At 55.5% G+C, this 21,026-nt stretch carries 17 protein-coding genes and 5 tRNA genes; 8 read left to right on the top strand and 14 right to left on the bottom strand.

Features of this window, described 5'->3' with window-relative positions:
* Window positions 1–34 precede the first annotated feature (34 nt).
* The 4 genes from AAER43_RS00895 to AAER43_RS00880 form a co-directional block, all read right to left on the bottom strand.
* Window positions 35–110, bottom strand: a tRNA-Thr gene (locus AAER43_RS00895).
* A 6-nt stretch (window positions 111–116) separates the two neighbouring features.
* Window positions 117–191: transfer RNA gene (locus AAER43_RS00890), tRNA-Gly, on the bottom strand.
* A 117-nt stretch (window positions 192–308) separates the two neighbouring features.
* Window positions 309–393, bottom strand: a tRNA-Tyr gene (locus AAER43_RS00885).
* A gap of 8 nt (window positions 394–401) precedes the next feature.
* Window positions 402–477: transfer RNA gene (locus AAER43_RS00880), tRNA-Thr, on the bottom strand.
* A 317-nt stretch (window positions 478–794) separates the two neighbouring features.
* Between AAER43_RS00880 and coaA the strand changes: the two genes are divergently transcribed.
* Entirely contained in the window at window positions 795–1,745 is a 951-nt protein-coding gene (gene coaA / locus AAER43_RS00875) for a type I pantothenate kinase (protein WP_014882061.1), read from the top strand.
* A 43-nt stretch (window positions 1,746–1,788) separates the two neighbouring features.
* Here the strand turns inward: coaA and dppF are convergent, their stop codons facing one another.
* From dppF to AAER43_RS00830, 9 genes are all read right to left on the bottom strand, one after another.
* On the bottom strand, window positions 1,789–2,802 hold the full coding sequence (gene dppF, locus AAER43_RS00870; RefSeq protein WP_023331759.1) for a dipeptide ABC transporter ATP-binding subunit DppF: 1,014 nt from the start codon (window positions 2,800–2,802) through the stop codon (window positions 1,789–1,791).
* A complete protein-coding gene (dppD, locus tag AAER43_RS00865) occupies window positions 2,799–3,782 on the bottom strand; it encodes a dipeptide ABC transporter ATP-binding protein (RefSeq protein ID WP_032635363.1) in 984 nt (327 codons plus the stop codon). The genes dppF and dppD overlap by 4 nt, the downstream gene beginning before the upstream one ends.
* A gap of 10 nt (window positions 3,783–3,792) precedes the next feature.
* A complete protein-coding gene (gene dppC, locus AAER43_RS00860; RefSeq protein ID WP_014882058.1) occupies window positions 3,793–4,695 on the bottom strand; it encodes a dipeptide ABC transporter permease DppC in 903 nt (300 codons plus the stop codon).
* Window positions 4,696–4,704: 9 nt separating this feature from the next.
* Window positions 4,705–5,724, bottom strand: coding sequence for a dipeptide ABC transporter permease DppB (dppB, locus tag AAER43_RS00855; protein ID WP_014882057.1), 1,020 nt, complete (start codon window positions 5,722–5,724; stop codon window positions 4,705–4,707).
* 177 nt (window positions 5,725–5,901) lie between these two features.
* Window positions 5,902–7,509: a dipeptide ABC transporter periplasmic-binding protein DppA gene (gene dppA / locus AAER43_RS00850; RefSeq protein WP_014882056.1), complete on the bottom strand. Its 1,608-nt coding sequence runs from the start codon at window positions 7,507–7,509 to the stop codon at window positions 5,902–5,904.
* A 619-nt stretch (window positions 7,510–8,128) separates the two neighbouring features.
* Window positions 8,129–8,205, bottom strand: a tRNA-Pro gene (locus AAER43_RS00845).
* A gap of 91 nt (window positions 8,206–8,296) precedes the next feature.
* Complete coding sequence (gene eptB, locus AAER43_RS00840) at window positions 8,297–9,988, bottom strand: kdo(2)-lipid A phosphoethanolamine 7''-transferase (RefSeq protein ID WP_057057597.1); 1,692 nt, start codon at window positions 9,986–9,988, stop codon at window positions 8,297–8,299.
* Window positions 9,989–10,247: 259 nt separating this feature from the next.
* Window positions 10,248–11,450 carry an MFS transporter gene (locus tag AAER43_RS00835; RefSeq protein WP_047026815.1) on the bottom strand — a complete coding sequence of 401 codons (1,203 nt, stop codon included), beginning with the start codon at window positions 11,448–11,450 and terminating at the stop codon, window positions 10,248–10,250.
* A 238-nt stretch (window positions 11,451–11,688) separates the two neighbouring features.
* Entirely contained in the window at window positions 11,689–12,387 is a 699-nt protein-coding gene (locus AAER43_RS00830) for an autotransporter domain-containing protein (protein ID WP_014882053.1), read from the bottom strand.
* A 162-nt stretch (window positions 12,388–12,549) separates the two neighbouring features.
* Between AAER43_RS00830 and tag the strand changes: the two genes are divergently transcribed.
* Window positions 12,550–13,131: a DNA-3-methyladenine glycosylase I gene (gene tag, locus AAER43_RS00825; RefSeq protein ID WP_014882052.1), complete on the top strand. Its 582-nt coding sequence runs from the start codon at window positions 12,550–12,552 to the stop codon at window positions 13,129–13,131.
* Window positions 13,109–13,555, top strand: a complete 447-nt coding sequence (locus tag AAER43_RS00820) for an N-acetyltransferase (protein WP_032635359.1) — start codon at window positions 13,109–13,111, stop codon at window positions 13,553–13,555. Before tag ends, AAER43_RS00820 begins: the two co-directional genes overlap by 23 nt.
* Here the strand turns inward: AAER43_RS00820 and AAER43_RS00815 are convergent.
* Window positions 13,518–15,797, bottom strand: a complete 2,280-nt coding sequence (locus AAER43_RS00815; RefSeq protein ID WP_050862736.1) for a molybdopterin guanine dinucleotide-containing S/N-oxide reductase — start codon at window positions 15,795–15,797, stop codon at window positions 13,518–13,520. The two genes, AAER43_RS00820 and AAER43_RS00815, sit on opposite strands and share 38 nt — an antisense overlap.
* Before the next feature lie 212 nt (window positions 15,798–16,009).
* Here AAER43_RS00815 and AAER43_RS00810 point away from each other — a divergent pair, with 212 nt between their 5' ends.
* The 5 genes from AAER43_RS00810 (at window position 16,010) to AAER43_RS00790 (ending at window position 21,026) form a co-directional block, all read left to right on the top strand.
* Window positions 16,010–16,672, top strand: a complete 663-nt coding sequence (locus AAER43_RS00810; protein WP_050862734.1) for an OmpA family lipoprotein — start codon at window positions 16,010–16,012, stop codon at window positions 16,670–16,672.
* A 144-nt stretch (window positions 16,673–16,816) separates the two neighbouring features.
* Window positions 16,817–17,833: a LacI family DNA-binding transcriptional regulator gene (locus AAER43_RS00805; protein ID WP_050862733.1), complete on the top strand. Its 1,017-nt coding sequence runs from the start codon at window positions 16,817–16,819 to the stop codon at window positions 17,831–17,833.
* 103 nt (window positions 17,834–17,936) lie between these two features.
* The gene (locus AAER43_RS00800) at window positions 17,937–18,686 is read left to right on the top strand and encodes a xylose isomerase (RefSeq protein WP_032629647.1); all 750 of its coding nucleotides are present in this window, start codon (window positions 17,937–17,939) and stop codon (window positions 18,684–18,686) included.
* Window positions 18,687–18,689: 3 nt separating this feature from the next.
* Window positions 18,690–19,628: a sugar kinase gene (locus AAER43_RS00795; protein ID WP_023331752.1), complete on the top strand. Its 939-nt coding sequence runs from the start codon at window positions 18,690–18,692 to the stop codon at window positions 19,626–19,628.
* A 117-nt stretch (window positions 19,629–19,745) separates the two neighbouring features.
* Window positions 19,746–21,026: an MFS transporter gene (locus AAER43_RS00790; protein ID WP_023331751.1), complete on the top strand. Its 1,281-nt coding sequence runs from the start codon at window positions 19,746–19,748 to the stop codon at window positions 21,024–21,026.

The following is a 21,026-nucleotide window of genomic DNA, read 5'->3' as shown; positions in this document are numbered from 1 at the left end:
TTGAAACAGAGAGAAACGGGAAGGAGAAGTGAAGTGGTGCTGATACCCAGAGTCGAACTGGGGACCTCACCCTTACCAAGGGTGCGCTCTACCAACTGAGCCATATCAGCACGTATTGGAGCGGGCAGCGGGAATCGAACCCGCATCATCAGCTTGGAAGGCTGAGGTAATAGCCATTATACGATGCCCGCATCCTGAAACTCGGCTACCCAGTTCTTTCTGTAACAAAAAAAGAGATTTCTCTCTTTTTCAGTTTGAGCTGGCTAATTTTTCCAACCAGCTCCGGCGGCATTTACGCTGCCAGAAAGTGGTGGTGGGGGAAGGATTCGAACCTTCGAAGTCTGTGACGGCAGATTTACAGTCTGCTCCCTTTGGCCGCTCGGGAACCCCACCGGACTTGATGGTGCCGACTACCGGAATCGAACTGGTGACCTACTGATTACAAGTCAGTTGCTCTACCTACTGAGCTAAGTCGGCATCAAGTAGCGCGCATTCTATGGATACCTGCGCGGTCATGCAACTAAAAATTTGCATAAAACGTTCTTTCGCTCACATTTTATGCGAACAGCATACTAAGCGCTGTAAAAGTAGTCATTCGCGGTCAAATAATCAACATGCAAGGGTCGTTTGCACGGGATACACCGTAGCGTGACGGCTTCCGCGTAACGTAGCGCTTTCCATCTTTTTTCTTATTATTCCTGCCATCTGGTGTTAACCTCCTGCCCATTGTCCAAAATTAACTGTGTGATGAGCCACGATCCGGCAGTATTGAGCTGGCTCACTGAAGCATGCTTATGAGCAAAAAAGAGCAAACGTTAATGACGCCTTATCTTCACTTTAACCGCAGCCAGTGGGCTGCCCTGCGTGATTCCGTCCCTATGACGCTGACGGAAGGTGAAATCGCACGGTTAAAAGGGATAAACGAAGATCTGTCCCTGGAAGAGGTGGCAGAAATTTATCTTCCCCTTTCTCGCTTGCTTAACTTCTATATCAGCTCCAACCTGCGCCGTCAGGCGGTACTGGAGCAGTTCCTCGGAACGAACGGTCAGCGCATTCCTTATATCATCAGCATTGCGGGCAGCGTGGCCGTGGGTAAAAGCACCACCGCGCGCGTATTGCAGGCGCTGTTGAGCCGCTGGCCTGAACACCGCAGCGTTGAGTTAATTACCACCGACGGCTTCCTGCACCCGAACGAAGTATTAAAAGAACGCGGGCTAATGAAGAAGAAGGGCTTCCCGCTCTCTTATGATATGCACCGTCTGGTGAAATTTGTCTCTGACCTGAAATCCGGGGTGCCTCACGTCACGGCACCGGTCTATTCACACCTGATCTACGATCGTATTCCGGATGGGGATAAAACGGTGGTCCAGCCGGATATCCTGATCCTGGAAGGGTTAAACGTCCTGCAAAGCGGGATGGATTATCCTCATGACCCACATCATGTGTTCGTTTCAGACTTCGTCGATTTCTCTATATATGTTGATGCGCCGGAAGATCTTCTCCAGAGCTGGTACATCAACCGCTTCCTGAAGTTCCGGGAAGGCGCGTTCACCGATCCTGACTCTTACTTCCATAACTATGCGCAGCTGTCAAAAGAAGAGGCCATTAAGGTGGCGACGGGGCTGTGGAATGAGATCAACTACGTGAACCTGAAAGAGAACATCCTGCCGACGCGTGAACGCGCAAGTCTGATCCTCACCAAGAGCGAGAAGCACGCAGTCGACCAGATTCGCTTGCGGAAATAATTGCGCAGACATAAAAAAACCGGCTTAACGCCGGTTTTTTTCTTTATGCATGTGGCTTCTCGCCATTTTCATCCTGATCGACCGCGAAACAGGCGACCAGTTGACCACCATAATCCTTCAGCTGCGGCTGCAGCTGCGTGCAGGGACCAAAACGGCGACTGCAGCGGGCGTTAAATGCACACCCAGGAGGCGGATTCAGCGGGCTTGGCAACTCACCCGTCAGCTTAATACGCTCACGGCGATCGTCCGGGTTGAGACGCGGCGTCGCAGACAGCAGGGCCTGGGTATACGGGTGACGCGGGTTAGTAAAGATCTGGTCTTTGCTCCCCTTCTCCACGCAGCGACCCAGGTACATCACCATCACTTCATCCGCAATGTGTTCGACAACCGACAGATCGTGGGAGATGAACACGTAAGAGAGCCCCAGTTCCTGCTGGAGATCCATCATCAGGTTCAGCACCTGCGCACGCACGGAAACGTCGAGCGCGGAGACGGGCTCATCGGCAATCACCACGTCCGGGTCGAGCATCAGGCCGCGGGCGATGGCAATACGCTGACGCTGGCCACCGGAGAACATATGCGGGTAGCGGTCATAATGCTCGGTTTTCAGGCCGACCTTCGCCATCATCGCCAGCGCTTTTTCGCGGCGCTGCTCTTTGCTCAGATTACTGTTAATGAGCAGCGGCTCTTCCAGAATCTGTCCCACTTTTTTACGCGGGTTCAGAGAACCGTACGGGTTCTGGAACACAATCTGGATTTTCTGGCGACGCAACTTCTGCGCCTGAGGATCGTGTTTGAGCAGATCCTGCCCCTGATAATAAAGTTCACCGCCGGTCGGGACTTCAATCATCGTCAACAGACGGCCCAGCGTAGATTTACCACAGCCCGACTCCCCAACCACCGCCAGCGTTTTGCCGCGTTCGAGGGTAAAGGAGACGCCGTCCAGCGCTTTCACCAGGCGCTCAGGGGCAAAAATCCCCTTCTTCACCGGGTAGTGTTTTTTCAGGTCGATGGCCTGCAACAGCGGTTGTTGCGTGGTGGCCTGTTGCGTACTCATAGTGTTGGCCTCCCGGCATCATCGAGTGGGTAGTGGCATTTCGACTGACGGCCGTCAGCAAGCTGGTTCAGCTCTGGCTCCTCCGCCCGGCATTTGTCCGTCGCATACGGACAGCGCGGGTTAAGCAGACAGCCCTGCGGACGGTCATATTTACCCGGCACCACACCCGGCAGTGACGCCAGGCGCGCTTTATCCTGGGCAAACTCCGGCAGCGCACGCAGCAGAGCCTGCGTATAAGGGTGACGCGGTGCGCGGAAGATATCGTGCGAACTTCCGGTCTCGACGACCTGGCCTGCATACATCACGATGATTTTGTGCGCCGCTTCGGCCACCAGCGCCAGGTCATGCGTAATCAGGACCAGCGCCATATTTTCCTGCTGCTGCAACTCCAGCAGCAGTTCGATGATTTGCGCCTGAATGGTCACGTCCAGCGCCGTCGTCGGTTCATCCGCAATCAGCAGTTTTGGCCGACAGGCAATCGCCATCGCGATCATCACGCGCTGGCTCATCCCGCCAGAGAGCTGGTGCGGGTAGACGTCCAGACGCGATGCCGGGTCAGGAATACCCACCTGATTCAGCAGATCGATCGCGCGCTGGCGACGGGTTTTCTTATTACCGCCCTGGTGCACCTTTATCGCTTCCATAATCTGGAAGCCGACGGTGTAACACGGGTTCAGGCTGGTCATCGGGTCCTGGAAAATCATCGCCACTTCCGCGCCCACCAGCTGGCGGCGCTGTTTTTCGGAAATGCGCTTCAGATCCTGACCATTGAACTGCAGGTTTTCCGCCATCACGCGGCCGGGATAATCGATAAGCCCCATAATCGCCAGTGAGCTCACCGACTTACCGGAACCGGATTCCCCGACAATACCCACCACTTCGCCCTGATTTACGCTGTAGCTGATGCGGTCCACGGCGCGAAACTCAGTGCCAACGTCTCCGAAGTGCACCGATAATTGATCTACATTTAATAACGCCATCTCGTGCCTCTTACTGCTTCAGTTTGGGATCAAGCGCATCACGCAGGCCGTCACCCATCAGGTTAAATGCCAGCACCGTCAGCAGGATTGCCAGACCCGGGAAGGTGACAACCCACCAGGCGCTTTGTGCGAACTGCAACACGTCGGAGAGCATCGTGCCCCACTCCGGTGTTGGCGGCTGCGCACCCATGCCCAGGAAGCCAAGAGCGGCCATATCAAGAATGGCGTTTGAGAAACCGAGCGACGCCTGAACAATCAACGGCGCAAGGCAGTTCGGGAAGATATTGACGAACATCTGGCGCATCGCCCCCGCCCCCGCCACGCGAGACGCGGTGACGTAGTCGCGGTTCACTTCCACCAGCACCGCTGCACGGGTTAAACGCACGTAGTGAGGAAGCGCCACGAAGGTCAACGCCAGCGCGGCGTTACCGATAGACGGACCGAAGATCGCCACCAGCACCAGCGCCAGCAGCAGGCTTGGCAGCGCCAGCATGATGTCGACAACACGCATAATGATGTTATCGACGATGCCGCCGAAGTAACCCGCCACCAGACCAAGCACAATCCCCATAATCAGGGACAGCACCACCACCAGGCAGCCAACCAGCAGCGACAGACGCGCGCCGTACATCAGACGCGAAAGCACATCGCGGCCTACATCATCGGTACCCAGCAGGTGCGCCAGGCTACCGCCATCCTGCCACGCAGGAGGTGCAAGCAGCGCATCGCGGAACTGATCCGCAGGGTTATAAGGTGCGAGGAAGTTCGCAAACACCGCAATCAGGATCATGATTGCGACATACACCAGCCCTACTACCGCACCTTTATTGCGCTTGAAGTAGTGCCAGAACTCCTGCAGCGGTGTCATTGGAACCGGTGCAGCAACCACTTTGTTTTCAGAAACGTGTGACATGATGGCCCCTTACTTCTTATGACGAATACGCGGGTTCACCACGCCGTACAGCAAATCGACCAGCAGGTTGACGAGGATAATCATCGTCGCGACCAGCAGCACCCCGCCCTGCACGACCGGATAGTCACGGCGTTGCAGCGCATCAATCAGCCAGCGTCCGAGGCCGGGCCAGGAGAAGATGGTTTCGGTCAGGATCGCCCCTGCCAGCAGCGTACCCACCTGAAGACCAATAACGGTCACCACCGGCAGCATGGCGTTACGCAGCGCATGTACGATGATGACGCGCATACGGGTTAACCCTTTGGCGCGTGCGGTACGGATGTAATCTTCGCCCAGCACTTCCAGCATGGAGGAACGGGTCATACGCACAATCACCGCCAGAGGGATGGTGCCCAGCACCATGGCTGGCAGGATCATATGCGCGACGGCATCGATGAAGTTACCCTCTTCACCCCAGATAGCCGTATCAATCAGCATAAAGCCGGTCAACGGATTGGTGTCGTCGAGGAAAACCATATCGCTGACGCGCCCGGAGACGGGCGTCAGGTTAAGCTGCACCGAAACCAGCATAATCAGCATCATGCCCCACCAGAAGATAGGCATGGAGTAGCCGGTCAGCGCCAGGCCAACAGCGGTGTGGTCGAAAATTGAGCCACGTTTAACGGCAGCCAGTACCCCAACTGGAATACCCACCGCAGTGGCGAAAATCATGGCGCAGACGCCAAGCTCCAGTGTCGCTTTAAAACGCGGCACGAACTCGTCCCACACCGGAAGACGGCTTTTCAGCGAAATCCCTAAGTCACCGTGCAACACGCCCCAGATATAATGGAGGTACTGCTGCCACATCGGCTTATCGAGGCCGAGTTCAGCCAGAAGCTGCGCATGACGTTCAGGGGAGATACCACGCTCGCCCGCCATAATCATTACCGGGTCGCCGGGGATCATATGGACGAAGGCAAAAGTGAGAAGGGTGATACCGATAAACGTCGGGATAACAAGTCCCAGACGTCGGAGGATGAACTGCAACATAACCCGGATTCTCTCTGATGACGCACGACCAGTGGCGTGACGTCTGTATTGCTCACAAATCTTATCCCCTCTCCTTTCAGAGAGGAAATAAAGCACTGCTGCCGGGTGGCGCTACGCTTACCCGGCCTACATACCGTAGGCCAGTGCAAGCGCAACGCCGCCTGGCGTTGCTTTTAATTATTCAACCGATACGTTTTCGAAGTGGTGTTTGCCCAGTGGATCAACCACATAGCCCTTCACTTCTTTACGCACTGGCTCATACACGGTGGAGTGAGCAACAATCAGCGCCGGAGCCTGATCGTGCATAACAACCTGCGCTTGCTTGTACAGCTCAATACGTTTGTTGTGATCGTCGGTCGCACGCGCCGGCTGGATCAGGTCTTCAAACGGCTTGTAGCACCAGCGAGAGTAGTTAGAACCGTCTTTCGCCGCCGCGCAGCTGAACAGGGTAGCGAAGAAGTTGTCCGGATCCCCGTTGTCACCGGTCCAGCCCATCATCACCGCCTGGTGCTCACCCGCTTTGGCGCGCTTCAGGTACTCGCCCCACTCGTAGGTCACGATCTTGGCCTGTACGCCAACTTTCGCCCAGTCAGCCTGAACCATTTCCGCCATACGGCGTGCGTTCGGGTTGTACGGACGCTGTACCGGCATCGCCCACAGCTCAACGGTGAAGCCTTTATCCTGGCCCGCTTCTTTCAGCAGCGCTTTCGCTTTCTCAGGATCGTAGCTGTAGTCTTTAACGTCATCGTTATAGCCCCACATAGTTGGTGGGATAAGGTTCTTGGCTGCAACGCCTGCGCCCTGGTAAACGGCTTTGATGATCGCTTCTTTGTTCACCGCGTAGGTCAGCGCCTGACGCACTTTCACGTCATCAAACGGTTTCTTCTCGGTGTTGAAGGAGAGGTAGCCCACGTTCAGGCCCGCCTGTTCCAGCAGGTTAATGTTCTTATCCTGCTTCATGCGCGCGATGTCAGCCGGGTTCGGGTATGGCATCACCTGGCATTCGTTTTTCTGCAGTTTTGCATAACGCACGGACGCATCAGGCGTGATGGAGAAGACCAGACGGTCGATCTGCGGCTTGGTGCCCCAGTAGCCCGGGAAGGCTTTATACAGAATACGGGAATCTTTCTGGTACTGCAGCAGCTGGAACGGGCCGGTACCGATTGGGTTCAGGTCCACTTTCTCAGGCGTGCCGGCTTTCAGCATGTTGTCCGCATACTCTTTAGAGAGAATAGAGGCGAAGTCCATGGCCAGGTCAGCCAGGAATGGCGCTTCCGGACGCGTCAGCACGAACTGCACGGTTTTATCGTCCACTTTTTTCACTTCTGAGATCAGGTCAGGCAGACCCATCCCTTCGAAGTACTCATAGCTGCCGCCCGACACTTTGTGGTACGGGTTCTGGGCATTTTTCTGACGGTCGAAGGAGAACACAACGTCGTCGGCGTTAAAGTCACGCGTTGGTTTAAATTCTTTGCTGTCCTGCCACTTCACGCCCTGACGCAGGTGGAAGGTATAGGTCTTACCGTCTTCGCTGACGTCCCACTTCTCAGCCAGACCCGGAATCACTTCGGTGGTGCCGGTTTTGAATTCAACCAGACGGTTATAGATCGGTACAGAGCTTGCGTCGTACGTCGTGCCAGAGGTAAAGAGCTGTGGGTTAAAGCCTTCCGGCGAGCCTTCAGAACAGTAAACCAGGGTTTTTGCCTGTACGCTTGCTGCCACGGTCATAGCCACCAGGCTCAGACCAAGCTTCAGCATCCCTGACTTCTTCAAGGAAATACTCATTATTCTGCTCCAATGTGATGTTTTGCTTTGTTGTGTTACGCCGCCAGACCTTTATTTATTTTTTACCCGGTCCGGTCGGTGGTGCCCGAAGGCAGTAAAGGGATGGAGAATCCTTTCAGAAGAGCGTTTGAGTTGCAGCGCAGATCGTCCCTGAAATGCCCCTCATGCCCTACAATCTGTCAACAGAATGTGAAAACGTCAATACAGGTGACGGGGATTTACGTGGAGTGTGAGAAACCGCAAACAAAGATTAAAAAAACTATGTATGCCAGTTTTCAGCAGGGAAATTTATGCTACTCGCCATCTTGCAGCACAAAAATCTTCATATTTCGCAACAATCAGTGATTAACTTTTATTCAGAATGGGTAAATTTTCTTGCAGAATGGTGATTATCTGAGCACTAAATACCGCGAACGTTAAAACGCACAGCGAAAAATGCTGAGGTTATCCATAAGCAACGCGAAAAAAGATCAATCTATATATAAAAAAATACAATGGATTATGTCACAAAATCGTTAACAGGCAGGGAGAAGCCAGGATAAGGGGCGTTTTGGTGACTCTGGCGGGCTAAGGTCATAATGCAAAAAGGGCTAACCTTGCGGTTAGCCCTTTCAGAATGTGGTCGGCGAGAGAGGATTCGAACCTCCGACCCACTGGTCCCAAACCAGTTGCGCTACCAAGCTGCGCTACTCGCCGAATGCGGAGCGCATCTTACTGCTGAGGTGCGCCCCCGTCAATCCCTTATTTTCAAAAAGCCATTCAACTGGCGATATTCTCGCCAGAGCAGTTACTGCGCGGCTTTTGCGGTGCTATCAGGGAGTTTACACCAGTTGTTGTTTTCGTTAATTCCACCATTTGGTGAGGTATAGCCGAGACAACCCATAATGGTGTCGTACAGTTCAACGTGGCGACGTGGCACCTTCATCTCCGCCTCTTTTTTCAGATGAGCAAACATTGCAGCTTTGTCAGGGTTTTCCAGATATTTGTCAGACATCCACACCATCATAGGGACACGGAACTGCTCCGGCGGCGCCATTTTACGGGGTGTGCCGTGCAGATGCTCGTATTCATTGATGGATTCACCGTGGTCCGCCGCATAGAACACAATCGCTTTCTTATCACGCACCTGGTCAATCACCGTATCAATAAAGTGATCCACATACGTCACGGAGTTATCGTAGGAGTTAATAAGTTGATCTTTGGTGCAGTCCTTATCCACCCCGACACATTCCGGCGTCCATTTCGCAAAGCTACGCGGGTAGCGTTGCGTGTAGTTAAAGTGCGACCCTTTGGTATGCAAGATAATCATGTGCTTCCCATTAGGATTACCGTTGAGAGACAACTTCATCTCATCAATCAGCAGCATGTCATCGACAGGCTTACCGCGGTTACGCGGCTCTGCGCCAATCTGCTCGCGGTAAGAAATGTTCTGCGCCATGGTGTTGCTGTAGAACCACATTTCGCTCTGCATCGCATACAGGTCAGACGTAAACCCAAGCTGATGAAGCACCGAGAAGACGTTTTGCTCTTTCAGCGTACGCTGCGGGTTATCACTCGCCCCCCCTTCACGTACGAACATGCAACGTAAGGAGAGCTTGGTGGCGGTATCACAGGAGTAGCCGCGATAAGCAATCAGGTTTTTCTCTTGCGCCAGTTTTGGCGTTGTATCGCGGTCATAGCCCAGAATCCCCATGTGATCCCAGCGTGTGGTTTCCCCAATAATAAAGACGATATAGGTATCATCGATATCTTTTGGCGGAACATAGGTAAACTTCTTCGCCGGGTTCATCAGCGACTTATTATCAGAAGACTCATCAACCTGCGCCCACGCATATAATCCCAGCGCAGAGATCCAGTTAGACGGTAAATACGAGTTGGCGACCACACCGCCGTAGCTAGGCAAATCCACGCCAGAGGTGCGCTCATCATTCTTCTGCTTCACCTCAAGCAGGCGAATTGGCCCCCAGACCATCAAACCGGCTAGCAGCACCACCGCGACGCTTCTGAAACGTTTTCCCGGCGTGCGGATCTGGTGAACCAGCGTATACCGGCAGCGATTACTCCAGATGAGCAGCAACGGTAAAGCGCTGACCGCCGCCACCCACAGAATAAAGTGCAATCCAACGACTTCTTTAGAGAGATCGATATCCGTCGTCATCACCGAGGCAATAATGCCGTAGCCAATGACGACGTTCATAAAGGTCATGTAATAGCTGGCCCCAGCCGAGCACAGCACGATAAACGTTGCCAGCACTCGCCACACGCGACGGCCAAACAGAGTAAGAATACGGAATAAGAAGAAGGTAACAAGTACTGCAGCGACCAATTCGACAACCGCTGCAATTCCTTTCCAGACGGTAAAATCATGCGCATAACCGTCAAACCGACGGAAAAAAACTGCGCCATTCATAAACAGGCCGATGTACAACGCCAGCAAAAAGCAGAGCTTTTGTTGCGCCATCGATTTAATGTATTTCATGCAAGCTACCCGGAAAAAGGGACAGTACCGCCGCCCATCTCGATTAAAAAGTGGGCAGATTAGACATACGCTCAGGGGATCGTTCAATGAAACGTCTACAAGCGTGATAAGTAGACCACAGGGAAGAGGAAAAGTGGCAAAAGAGAGTGTGATCGGTACAGTTATTTACAAAAAAGCAAATCCCAAAACAGACAATATCGCTTTTTTTCCAGTCTTAAGAAAAATAAAAAGGCCGAATTACCGGCCTTTCTCGTCGTGATTATGCATGAACTTCTTTAAATATTTCGCGCTGCGGCTGACGAATCGTCGTGGACAGTGCCAGCGAAATAATCAGCAAAGCAAATATCACGCAGAAGGTCACGTAGAACCCGCCGAACAGCGAGGCAATCAGCGAGCCGCAGATACTGCCGATCCCAAAGCCGAGATAAATAACCCCGTAGTTTTTCGCCAGGTTATTCAGCCCAAAGAACTCGCTTACCAGCGACGGGAAGACGGTAATGGTGCCGCCAAAGTTAAAGGCCACGCAGGCAATTGCTGCAAAGAATGTCGCTTCATTCAGCGGGGCGAACAGTAACGCCGCCATCCCCACCAGAGAGACCACCTGCCCTATCGTAATGACGCGGATACGGGCAATCTTGTCGGACAAGATCCCCAGCACCAGGCGACCAGACAGGTTGGCGATGGAAATAACCGTCACCGCATTCGCCGCGGTTGCCGCATCCAGTTTCACCATTCCCTGGGCGATATCTTTCGCCACGCCAATGACGTACAGACCGCTCATGCAGGCCGTCAGGAACATCACCGCCAGCATCCAGTACTGCGGTTTGCGCATGGACTGCGCCAGCGTAAAGTCGTTCTCCACCACGCCGTTAACGGATTTCACTTCCTGCTGCGGGGCATCTTTCATCAGCGTGGCACCGAACAGAATCATCACCAGCACGATGGCACCCCAGATCATGAAGGTCTTTTCGAGGCCAACGGACGCCAGCAGATGGGCATCAATAAACTTAAAGCCGAGGCTGCCCAGGCCATAAGAACCAATGGCAAAGGCGGAGATTAACCCCTTACGCTCCGGGAACCACTTCACGCAGTTCGACAGCGTCAGCAGATAGCCCGCACCGTCTGCCAGGCCCACCAGGACGCCAGCACTCAGCCACAGCATCATCAGGTTGCTGGAATGCGCCGTCAGGAAGAAGCCCAGACCGAGCAAAATGCCGGACGCCATGGTCACGCGCTTCACGCCAAAACGCTCCTGCAGCTTGCCCGCGACGGAAGACGAGATCGCCAGTCCCAGGCTCAGCAGACCAAAAGAAAACGCCACCTGGCTGACCGGTGCGCCAAGTTTGTCGGAAAGCGCACTGTTAAACAGACTCCAGGTATAGACCGATCCCAGCGCGAACTGGGTGACGATGGTGCCAAAGAGCGTGAGCCAACGCGTACGGTTATAAGTTGATGTGTTCATGGCCGTTGTCCTGCAACAGAAATTAGAAGAATTCGCTGAGGGCAACGATAAACAAAACCCTATCAGTGATGGGGTAAAACGGCATGAAATGCAGGAGGAACGGAATGAAATGCCTGGAATCGGGAATGAATGACCTTGCCGGGGAACAAAGCGACAGCAGGTTAGTACCTGCTGTCGCTGTAAAGCCTGTGATTATTGTTTTCGAGATGTTATCGCTACGTTTAAAAAAGTAACAACATTAAAAATTCGCGCTCACCCCCAGGGTATAGAGAAACTCTTCACCGGTCGTGGTGCGTTCCCCCTGAGCCAGCGACGCATACGCCGCCATGTGCGTATTAAAAGGCATATCCGTTCCAACAGTGACATCCATCCAGTTACCGTTTTGAGCAGGGGCCGGCGTTTGCGGCATGCCAAACTGCGATTTCCACTGGTTTTCACCAAACTGCTGGTTATAGCTCACCTGCGCCCAGGGACGAAGATCGCCGTACTGAGTATTTACGCGCCAGCCTAGCGTGCTCACGCTGGCATGCCAGAGCGGATCGGCGAGCGTCTGCGTCGTCGCGCTATCGCCAAACTCATTGATCATCATCGGCGTCGAACCGTCATACCGCCAGGACATCACCGGACCGGTGGTGATCCGCGCTGAAACCGGAAAATTCCATCCCAGGCTCATCGCCGCGTCCGTGGTGGCACCTGAGGGAACAGCCAGGGCAAGCCCAGGCAAATTTTGCGAAGACTGAATACGCTCAGCAAGAATATCTTCATAACGCGGTTGGTGATCCGCGTCCCATGTATAGCGTTCCGCCGTATTATTTTGGGCGTCTGAAACGATATATTCCTGTTGCCAGGCAGACGCTGTATGACAAAACAACAGGCAGGCTGAAATCCCCACCAGGCCAGAAACAGCATGGCGACCACTGATTTTTTTTATCATCATCAAAGCGACCCCAGAGAGAGCCGAATTCGGCGATATTTGTCGTTATTCAGGAAGCATTTCTCGGGCATATGGCCCTGTATTAACTATTGTCTTTATACGAGGCACGTCAAGACAGACGGAATGAAAATTTTGCGAAATCAGCATCAGTAAGGGAGATAACGGATGGAACGTTGCGGTTGGGTAAGCCAGGATCAGCTTTATATCGACTATCACGATCGGGAATGGGGCGTGCCGGAGACGGAGGGCAGAAAACTCTTTGAGATGATCTGCCTTGAGGGACAGCAGGCGGGATTGTCATGGATTACGGTACTGAAGAAACGTGAAAACTACCGCAACGCCTTTCACCAGTTCGACCCCGTCGCCGTCGCCGCCATGACCGATGAAGACGTAGAACGCCTGGTGCAGGATGCTGGCATCATCCGCCATCGCGGTAAGATCCAGGCCATCATCGGCAATGCCCGCGCCTACCTGGCGATGGAGCAAAACGGCGAGCCCTTCTCTGCGTTTGTCTGGTCGTTTGTGAATAACACGCCGCAGCTCACTCAGGCCACCTCGCTGGCGGAGATCCCGGCCTCCACGCCGGAGTCGGACGCGCTCTCTAAGGCCCTCAAAAAGCGCGGCTTTAAGTTTGTCGGCTCCACCATCTGCTACGCCTTTATGCAGGCCTGTGGCCTGGTCAATGACCATGTTACCGGCTGCTTCTGTCATCCGGGGAGGCAACATGATCCGCAAGTGGCAAAGTGACAATGCCGATCCGCTCCTGAGCCTGTGGCTTGAAAGCACCACCGAAGCGCACCCGTTCATCAGCGCAAGCTACTGGAAGGAGAACGAAGCCATGGTGCGGGAGGTCTACCTCCCTGCAGCGGAAACCTGGGTGTGGGAAGAGGACGGTACGCTGCGTGGTTTTATTAGCATTATAAAGTCGCAGTTTGTGGGGGCGCTGTTCGTCAGGCCAACGTATATCGGGCAAGGTATTGGAGGCGCGCTGCTGAACCATGTTCAACAGCGCTTCCCGCATTTAAGCCTGGAGGTCTATCAGAAAAACGTCCGGGCGGTGAATTTCTATCATGCACAGGGCTTTCGCATCGAAGACAGCGCCTGGCAGGACGATACCCAGCACCCGACCTGGATTATGAGCTGGCAGGCGGATCAAACGCCGTTAAGGTAAGCTCAGGCCCCTGGTATTTCTCGACCCAGGCCAGCGCCGTATTCCCTGCACAACCGTTCCCCAGCTTCGAGCTGGGGAGATCTTTGGTCAGCACGTTAACCGCCCCGTTTTTACAGATCCCCCCCTCGGCAGGCTCAAGATCGGGCCATGCGCCCTGGTGAATACAGATCACGCCCGGTTTAATCCCGTCGCTGACCACCGCCCCTGCCAGCACCTGACCACGATGATTCCAGACGCGCACCACATCGCCGTCCGCAATCCCGCGGGCTTTAGCGTCATGGGTATTCAGCGTGATCGGCTCTCGCCCGGCGACCGCATACTGCTCGCGCAGTGAGGAGTAGTTAAGCTGGCTGTGCAGACGATGTGCGGGATGAGCAGATAACACCTGCAGCTGCTCCGGCTGGGCGTTGCCGTGCCACTCGTCTGGCTCCAGCCAGGAAGGGTGTGGCGGGCAATCGGCATAGCCAAAGCTGGCGATGCGCTCGCTGTAGATCACAATCTTGCCGCTCTCGGTTTTCAGCGGATGGTTCTCCGGGTCGCGGCGGAAATCAGCGAAACGGACGAACTGCGCGTTCTGTTCGCTTTCCGGCATTTCGATCAACTGGTTCGCTTCCCAGAACGCAGAAAATGGCGGCAGCGTTACGCCCTGCGCCGCACCGCGCTGCCCGGCGATCTGGTAAAACGTCTCCAGCCATTGCAGATCCGTTTTCCCTTCGGTAAAACGTTCGCGACCGCCCGCTTCCCACCGCTCGCTCAGTTCAGCAAACACGTCAAAATCATCACGTGCTTCATCGCGCGGCGCCACAACGCGCTTCATCGGTACCATATGCTGGTTGCTGTAATCGCCGGTCATGGTGAGATCGTTACGCTCAAACGACGTGGTCGCCGGCAGCACAATATCCGCATGTTTGGCCGAAGCGGTCCAGAAGCACTCGGAAATCACCACCAACTCCGGCTTTTGCCAGGCGCGGATCAGGCGATTGGTATCCTGATGGTGCGTGAAGTTCGCCCCGCCCGCCCACCAGATAAATTTAATATCCGGGAAATGGCGGTCCAGACCGTTGTGCTGATAAAAACCGCCCGGGTTTTCCAGGGCTTCAATGATTCGCGCCACCGGGATTTTATCCACGGCATCCACGCCGCCTGCCACCGAACCTTGCAGAGAAGCCAGCACCGCCGCTTTGCGCGTTGGGTTTCCGCCGTTGGCAAAATGATAGGAGAGACCAAAACCGCCGCCCGGCGTACCGATCTGCCCGAGCATGGCGGCAAGCGTGACCAGCATCCAGTGCTTCTGCTCGCCAAACTGCTGGCGCTGCATCCCCCAGCCGGACATTAACATCGTGGTGTTGTCATGGAATAACGCGGCCAGTTCGCGAATTTTGTCAGCAGAAACACCACAAATTCCTGCCGCCCATTCTGCGGTTTTAGCCACCCCGTCGGATTGCCCCGTGAGATAGTCGGCAAATTGGTCAAAGCCGGAGGTGCAGCGGGTGAGGAAGTCACTGTCGTGCCAGTCGTTCTCCAGCAGCGTATGGGCGATACCCAGCATCATTGCCACGTCGGTGCCCATATGCGGCGCAATCCACTCGGCGCTGTCGCCGAAGAAATCCAGGGTTTCAGAGCGCATCGGGTCAATGCAGATGATGCGCTTGCCGCTTTTGCGCAGCGCGTCGAAATAGCCAATGCCCTGCTCGTCACTGGCATTCCAGGCAATTTTCAACGTGTTAAGCGGGTTGGCACTCCAGAGCACCACCACATCGGTATGCGCCAGCACCAGCGGCCAACTGGTCTGCTGCTGGTAAACTTCGTTGCCGCCGACCACGTACGGCATGATCGCCTGCGCAGCGCCAGTGGAATAATCTCCCAGATGTCCGGTATAACCGCCCGCCAGGCTCATGTAACGCTGCAGCAGCGTCGACGCCTTATGCAGCACGCCATTCGAACGCCAGCCGTAAGATCCGGCAAAAATGGACGATGGGCCGTAACGTTCGCGGATGCGCTTATGCTGGGCGTGGATCAACGCCAGCGCGTCATCCCAGCTCACGCGAACAAACTCATCCTGGCCGCGAATACCCTGCGGTTTGTCCGGCGAAGCCAGAAAACCTTTACGCACCATCGGCCAGCGCACGCGCGTTTTGCTATGCACCTGATCGCGAACGACGGTCTGTAAAGAGTTGGGATGTTGTGTTGGCAGTGCCCCGCGGGACGACAAAACATTTTCGCCATCGGTTTCGACCAGCATCGGCCCCCAGTGGGCGGCGGTCAGAATGGTTTTCGTTGAGGTGCTCAAGCGTGCGCTCCTGGTTGCGTGCAGGTTTTACGGCCTTCTTGCTGAGGCCGTTTATGGTTTGTCACAAATTTCAGAGTTATACCCGGAATTTTCTCCGTATCTGGACGTCATAATCAACTGCCACGCACGCCGTGGCAAAGAATAAAAAGAATTAAGGAAAGAAGATGAAAAAACGCGTACTCGTTATTGCCGCTCTGGTGAGCGGTGCACTGGCTGTTTCTGGCTGCACAACCAACCCTTACACCGGTGAGCGCGAAGCGGGTAAATCCGGCATCGGCGCAGGTATCGGCTCACTGGTCGGCGCAGGCGTTGGGGCACTCTCCTCCTCCAAGAAAGACCGCGGTAAAGGCGCGCTGATTGGCGCAGCGGCGGGGGCAGCACTGGGCGGCGGCGTCGGTTATTACATGGACGTGCAGGAAGCAAAACTGCGTGACAAAATGAAGGGAACCGGCGTAAGCGTGACGCGCAGCGGCGATAACATCATTCTGAACATGCCGAACAACGTGACCTTTGATAGCAGCAGCGCAACGCTGAAACCAGCGGGTGCGAACACGCTGACCGGCGTGTCGATGGTGCTGAAAGAGTACAACAAGACCGCCGTGAACGTGATTGGCTACACCGACAGCACCGGCAGCCAGGATCTGAACATGCGTCTGTCACAGCAGCGCGCGGATTCCGTTGCCAGCTCGCTGATCGCCCAGGGTGTGGAAGCGAACCGCATCCGCACCAGCGGCATGGGCCCTGCCAACCCTATCGCCAGCAACAGCACGGCGGAAGGTAAAGCGCAGAACCGTCGCGTAGAGATTACGTTGAGTCCAATTCAGTAATCGCATTTCTCCCTCTCCCGTGGGAGAGGGTTGGGGTGAGGGCACCAGCCCGCACCCCAGGTAAGCGCAGCGCCACCGGGCAAATTACTTGATTCGTCCGATTTTCCCGTTAAGGTATTCTCACTAAATTCAGGGAAATCAGTGATGAGCAAACCAGCCCGGGCCACCATCAGCGACGTGGCGAAAGCCGCCAGAACCGGTAAAACTAGCATTTCGCGCTACCTTAACGGCGAGAAACATCTATTGTCCGATGCATTGCTGGCGCGTATTGAACAGGCTATTGCCGATCTCGACTACCGCCCCAGCCTGATGGCCCGCGGGCTCAAACGTGGCCGCACCCGCCTTATCGGACTTATCATCGCGGATATCACTAACCCCTACTCTGTAAACGTGCTCAGCGGTATCGAAGCCGCCTGCCGCGAAAAAGGTTTTACGCCTCTGGTCTGTAATACCAACAACGAGGTCGACCAGGAGTTGCACTATCTCGATCTGCTGCGCAGCTATCAGGTGGAAGGGATTGTGGTCAACGCGGTGGGCATGCGTGAAGAGGGGCTGAACCGTCTGCAGCAATCCTCCCTGCCCATGGTCCTCATCGACCGTAAAATCCCGGAATTCGCCTGCGATGTGGTCGGGCTGGATAACACCCAGGCTGCCACGACCGCGACCGAGCATCTGATTGAACAAGGTTTCGAGGCGATTCTCTTTCTGAGCGAACCGCTGGGCATGGTAAATACCCGACGCGATCGGCTGGCTGCATTTCGTGCCACGCTGGCGCGTTATCCTGGCGTGACCGCCGAAAATGCCGAAACGCCGCTTCACGAAGCCGATCAGCTCGACAATACCCTACGCCAGTTCCACACGCGCCATCGCGGGATGCGCAAAGCCGTTATCTCCGCCAACGGGGCACTAACCCTGCAGGTTGCCCGCTCACTCAAGCGTATTGGCCTGCACTGGGGCAGCGATATCGGTCTGCTGGGGTTTGATGAACTGGAGTGGGCGGAGCTGGCTGGCGTCGGCATTACCACCCTCAAACAGCCAACCTGGCAGATTGGCTATGCTGCTGTAGAACAAGTGGTTCGTCGTATTGAAGGCACCAGTGAGGCCGTACGCGAGCAGGTCTTCTCCGGCGAGCTGATCGTCCGCGGCTCCACCGCACGTTAATTTCCCCTTGTGATAGCGATCATAAATTCGACATCCTGAGCTTTTCTTTGGAACCGGTTCCATCTAGCGTAATAGTATTGATATGTTGCGATGGAGTCCGAAGATGGGCAGGAAAATCATGGTGGTCACCGCCGCGTATGGCGCGGAGCAGGTGCGACAGGCGGGCGGTCAGCGGGCGATGCTTCCCGTTATTGCGGGTGCAGGCGCCGACGGCGTGGAGATCCGCCGCGAGCTGTTCAATAGCGAAGAGTTACTGGCGCTGCCTGCGCTCGGTGAGTCCATTGAGCTTCTGGGCCTGCTGGCGTGTTACTCAGCACCTGCCGCCCTGTTTATGCCCGATGGCACCCTCAACCCGGACCTGCCGCGGTATCTCTCTGAAGCCAGCACCCTGAACGCGCTGTGGCTGAAGGTTTCCCTGGGCCATTTTAGCGACACGCAGCCTCTCGATGCCTTACGTACTCTACTCAATACCAGCGGTATCGCGCTGGTTGTGGAAAACGATCAGACCGACTGCGGCCAGCTTGCACCGATGCAACGCTTTCAGGCCGCCTGTCGCGAAAGGGCGCTTCCCGTCACGCTGACTTTTGACATGGGCAACTGGCTGTGGGTCGGTGACTCCCCGGAAGAGGCCGCGCGTCATCTGGCGCCTGCCGTGAGCTATATCCACGTTAAAGCCGCCGTTCCGCATAAAGATAACTTTCGCGCCGTCGCGCCGGATGGTGCCGATTCCCGCTGGCTGGATCTGCTTGGCCAGCTGCCTGCCGATGCCCCGCGCGGTATCGAGTTCCCGCTGGAAGGGGTGGATTTAACCGCCGTTACCCGCCATTACGTCAACCTGCTGCGCGAGGAGTAAATCATGCACAAGACGCTGGATGTCATCACGATTGGCGAAGCCATGGCAATGTTTGTCGCCACCGAAACGGGCGAGCTGAGCGCGGTAGAGCACTTTATCAAACGCGTGGCGGGCGCAGAGCTGAACGTCGCAACCGGCCTGGCGCGTCTGGGCCTGAACGTCGGCTGGGTCAGCCGCGTGGGCGATGACAGCTTTGGCCACTTCGTTCTCGATTCGCTGAAAAAAGAGGGGATTGATGCCGCAGGCGTCACGCTCGACGGACGCTTCCCCACCGGCTTTCAGCTTAAGTCTAAAGTTGAAAATGGAACCGATCCCATCGTGGAGTATTTCCGTAAAGGGTCGGCCGCCAGCCATCTCTCCGTAGAAGATTACCACGCCGATTATTTTGCCTCCGCGCGCCATTTGCACCTGAGCGGCGTGGCGGCGGCGCTCTCTGCCAGCTCGTATTCGCTGCTGGATCATGCGGCAACGACCATGAAGTCGCTGGGCAAAACGATCTCTTTCGATCCAAATTTGCGCCCGGTGCTGTGGAAAAGCGAAGCGGAAATGATCGAGAAGCTTAACCGGCTGGCATTCAGGGCGGACTGGGTTCTGCCGGGCCTGAAAGAAGGAATGATCCTGACCGGCGAAAATACACTGGAAGGCATTGCTGACTTCTACCTGAATAAAGGGGTAAAAGCGGTGGTGCTGAAAACCGGCGCCGATGGCGCATGGTTTAAAACAGCCGAAGGCGAGCAAGGCGCGGTCGCGGCGGTGAAGGTCGAGAACGTCGTCGACACCGTCGGCGCGGGCGATGGCTTTGCCGTGGGCGTCATTAGCGCGCTGCTGGAAGGCAAACCGCTGCAGCAGGCGGTTGCACGAGGCAACAAGATTGGCTCACTGGCCATTCAGGTGCAGGGCGACAGCGAAGGATTACCGACTCGAGCACAGCTCGGCATGTAAATTCCCTCTCCCCGTGGGAGAGGGCCAGGGTGAGGGTCACAGGCCGCACCCAATAATTAAACCACCGTGTACCCTACAGACAACGGCGGTAACAACCTCAACAACAGAGGCAAGCCTATGAACAGTTCGACCAATGCAGTAAAACGCTGGTGGTACATCATGCCAATCGTGTTTATCACGTACAGCCTGGCGTACCTTGATCGTGCCAACTTCAGTTTCGCATCCGCGGCGGGGATCACCGAAGACCTCGGGATCACTAAGGGCGTCTCATCCCTGTTGGGCGCCCTCTTCTTCCTGGGGTATTTCTTCTTCCAGATCCCCGGTGCTATTTACGCCGAACGCCGCAGCGTGCGTAAGCTGATCTTCATTTGTCTGATCCTGTGGGGCGCCTGTGCGTCACTTACCGGCGTGGTGAACAATATTCCTGCCCTGGCCGCCATTCGCTTTATCCTTGGCGTCGTTGAGGCGGCGGTCATGCCCGCGATGCTGATTTACATCAGCAACTGGTTTACCAAATCTGAACGCTCACGCGCGAATACTTTCCTGATCCTCGGTAACCCGGTCACCGTACTGTGGATGTCGGTGGTCTCCGGCTACCTGATCCAGTCCTTCGGCTGGCGCGAGATGTTCATCATCGAAGGGGTTCCGGCAGTGATTTGGGCATTCTGCTGGTGGGTGCTGGTAAAAGATAAACCTGCCCAGGCGAAATGGCTTTCCGAAGATGAAAAAGCGGCGCTCCAGGCGCAGCTGGATAAAGAGCAGCAGGGTCTGAAGGCGGTACGTAACTACGGTGAAGCCTTCCGCTCCCGTAACGTGATCCTGCTCTGCGCGCAGTATTTTACCTGGAGTATCGGCGTGTACGGTTTCGTGCTGTGGTTGCCGTCGATCATCCGCAGCGGCGGCGAAAACCTCGGCATGGTTGAAGTGGGCTGGCTCTCGTCCGTACCGTATCTGGCTGCGACCATCGCCATGATCGTCGCCTCCTGGGCGTCGGATAAGCTGCAAAACCGTAAGGTGTTCGTCTGGCCGCTGCTGCTGATTGCTGCTTTTGCCTTCATCGGCTCCTGGGCCGTGGGCGCGAATCACTTCTGGGCCTCTTATACCCTGTTGGTCATTGCCGGTGCCGCCATGTACGCCCCGTACGGTCCATTCTTTGCCATCATCCCGGAGATGCTGCCGCGTAACGTGGCGGGCGGTGCCATGGCATTAATTAACAGCATGGGCGCGCTGGGTTCGTTCTGCGGCTCCTGGTTTGTTGGTTACCTGAACGGAGCCACCGGCAGCCCATCCGCATCGTACATCTTTATGGGGGTGGCGCTTTTTGCCTCCGTGTGGCTTACTCTGATTGTTAAGCCTGCTAATAATCAACAGCACCCCGTCGGCGCACGCCACGCCTGA

It is taken from the genome of Enterobacter sp. FUJ80071, from assembly GCF_038739915.1.
GTDB lineage: Bacteria > Pseudomonadota > Gammaproteobacteria > Enterobacterales > Enterobacteriaceae > Enterobacter > Enterobacter kobei.
This window is presented reverse-complemented; position numbering and strand designations above follow the sequence as displayed.

What these genes read in the sequence shown, in the direction of transcription:
- coaA (WP_014882061.1), top strand. Translation starts at nt 795, where the DNA reads ATGAGCAAAAAAGAGCAAACGTTAATGACGCCTTATCTTCACTTTAAC.
- AAER43_RS00805 (WP_050862733.1), top strand. Translation starts at nt 16,817, where the DNA reads ATGAGCAAACCAGCCCGGGCCACCATCAGCGACGTGGCGAAAGCCGCC.
- AAER43_RS00820 (WP_032635359.1), top strand. Translation starts at nt 13,109, where the DNA reads ATGATCCGCAAGTGGCAAAGTGACAATGCCGATCCGCTCCTGAGCCTG.
- AAER43_RS00830 (WP_014882053.1), bottom strand. Translation starts at nt 12,387, where the DNA reads ATGATGATAAAAAAAATCAGTGGTCGCCATGCTGTTTCTGGCCTGGTG.
- AAER43_RS00815 (WP_050862736.1), bottom strand. Translation starts at nt 15,797, where the DNA reads ATGCTGGTCGAAACCGATGGCGAAAATGTTTTGTCGTCCCGCGGGGCA.
- dppB (WP_014882057.1), bottom strand. Translation starts at nt 5,724, where the DNA reads ATGTTGCAGTTCATCCTCCGACGTCTGGGACTTGTTATCCCGACGTTT.
- dppD (WP_032635363.1), bottom strand. Translation starts at nt 3,782, where the DNA reads ATGGCGTTATTAAATGTAGATCAATTATCGGTGCACTTCGGAGACGTT.
- AAER43_RS00790 (WP_023331751.1), top strand. Translation starts at nt 19,746, where the DNA reads ATGAACAGTTCGACCAATGCAGTAAAACGCTGGTGGTACATCATGCCA.
- eptB (WP_057057597.1), bottom strand. Translation starts at nt 9,988, where the DNA reads ATGAAATACATTAAATCGATGGCGCAACAAAAGCTCTGCTTTTTGCTG.
- AAER43_RS00835 (WP_047026815.1), bottom strand. Translation starts at nt 11,450, where the DNA reads ATGAACACATCAACTTATAACCGTACGCGTTGGCTCACGCTCTTTGGC.
- dppF (WP_023331759.1), bottom strand. Translation starts at nt 2,802, where the DNA reads ATGAGTACGCAACAGGCCACCACGCAACAACCGCTGTTGCAGGCCATC.
- AAER43_RS00795 (WP_023331752.1), top strand. Translation starts at nt 18,690, where the DNA reads ATGCACAAGACGCTGGATGTCATCACGATTGGCGAAGCCATGGCAATG.
- AAER43_RS00800 (WP_032629647.1), top strand. Translation starts at nt 17,937, where the DNA reads ATGGGCAGGAAAATCATGGTGGTCACCGCCGCGTATGGCGCGGAGCAG.
- tag (WP_014882052.1), top strand. Translation starts at nt 12,550, where the DNA reads ATGGAACGTTGCGGTTGGGTAAGCCAGGATCAGCTTTATATCGACTAT.
- dppC (WP_014882058.1), bottom strand. Translation starts at nt 4,695, where the DNA reads ATGTCACACGTTTCTGAAAACAAAGTGGTTGCTGCACCGGTTCCAATG.
- AAER43_RS00810 (WP_050862734.1), top strand. Translation starts at nt 16,010, where the DNA reads ATGAAAAAACGCGTACTCGTTATTGCCGCTCTGGTGAGCGGTGCACTG.
- dppA (WP_014882056.1), bottom strand. Translation starts at nt 7,509, where the DNA reads ATGAGTATTTCCTTGAAGAAGTCAGGGATGCTGAAGCTTGGTCTGAGC.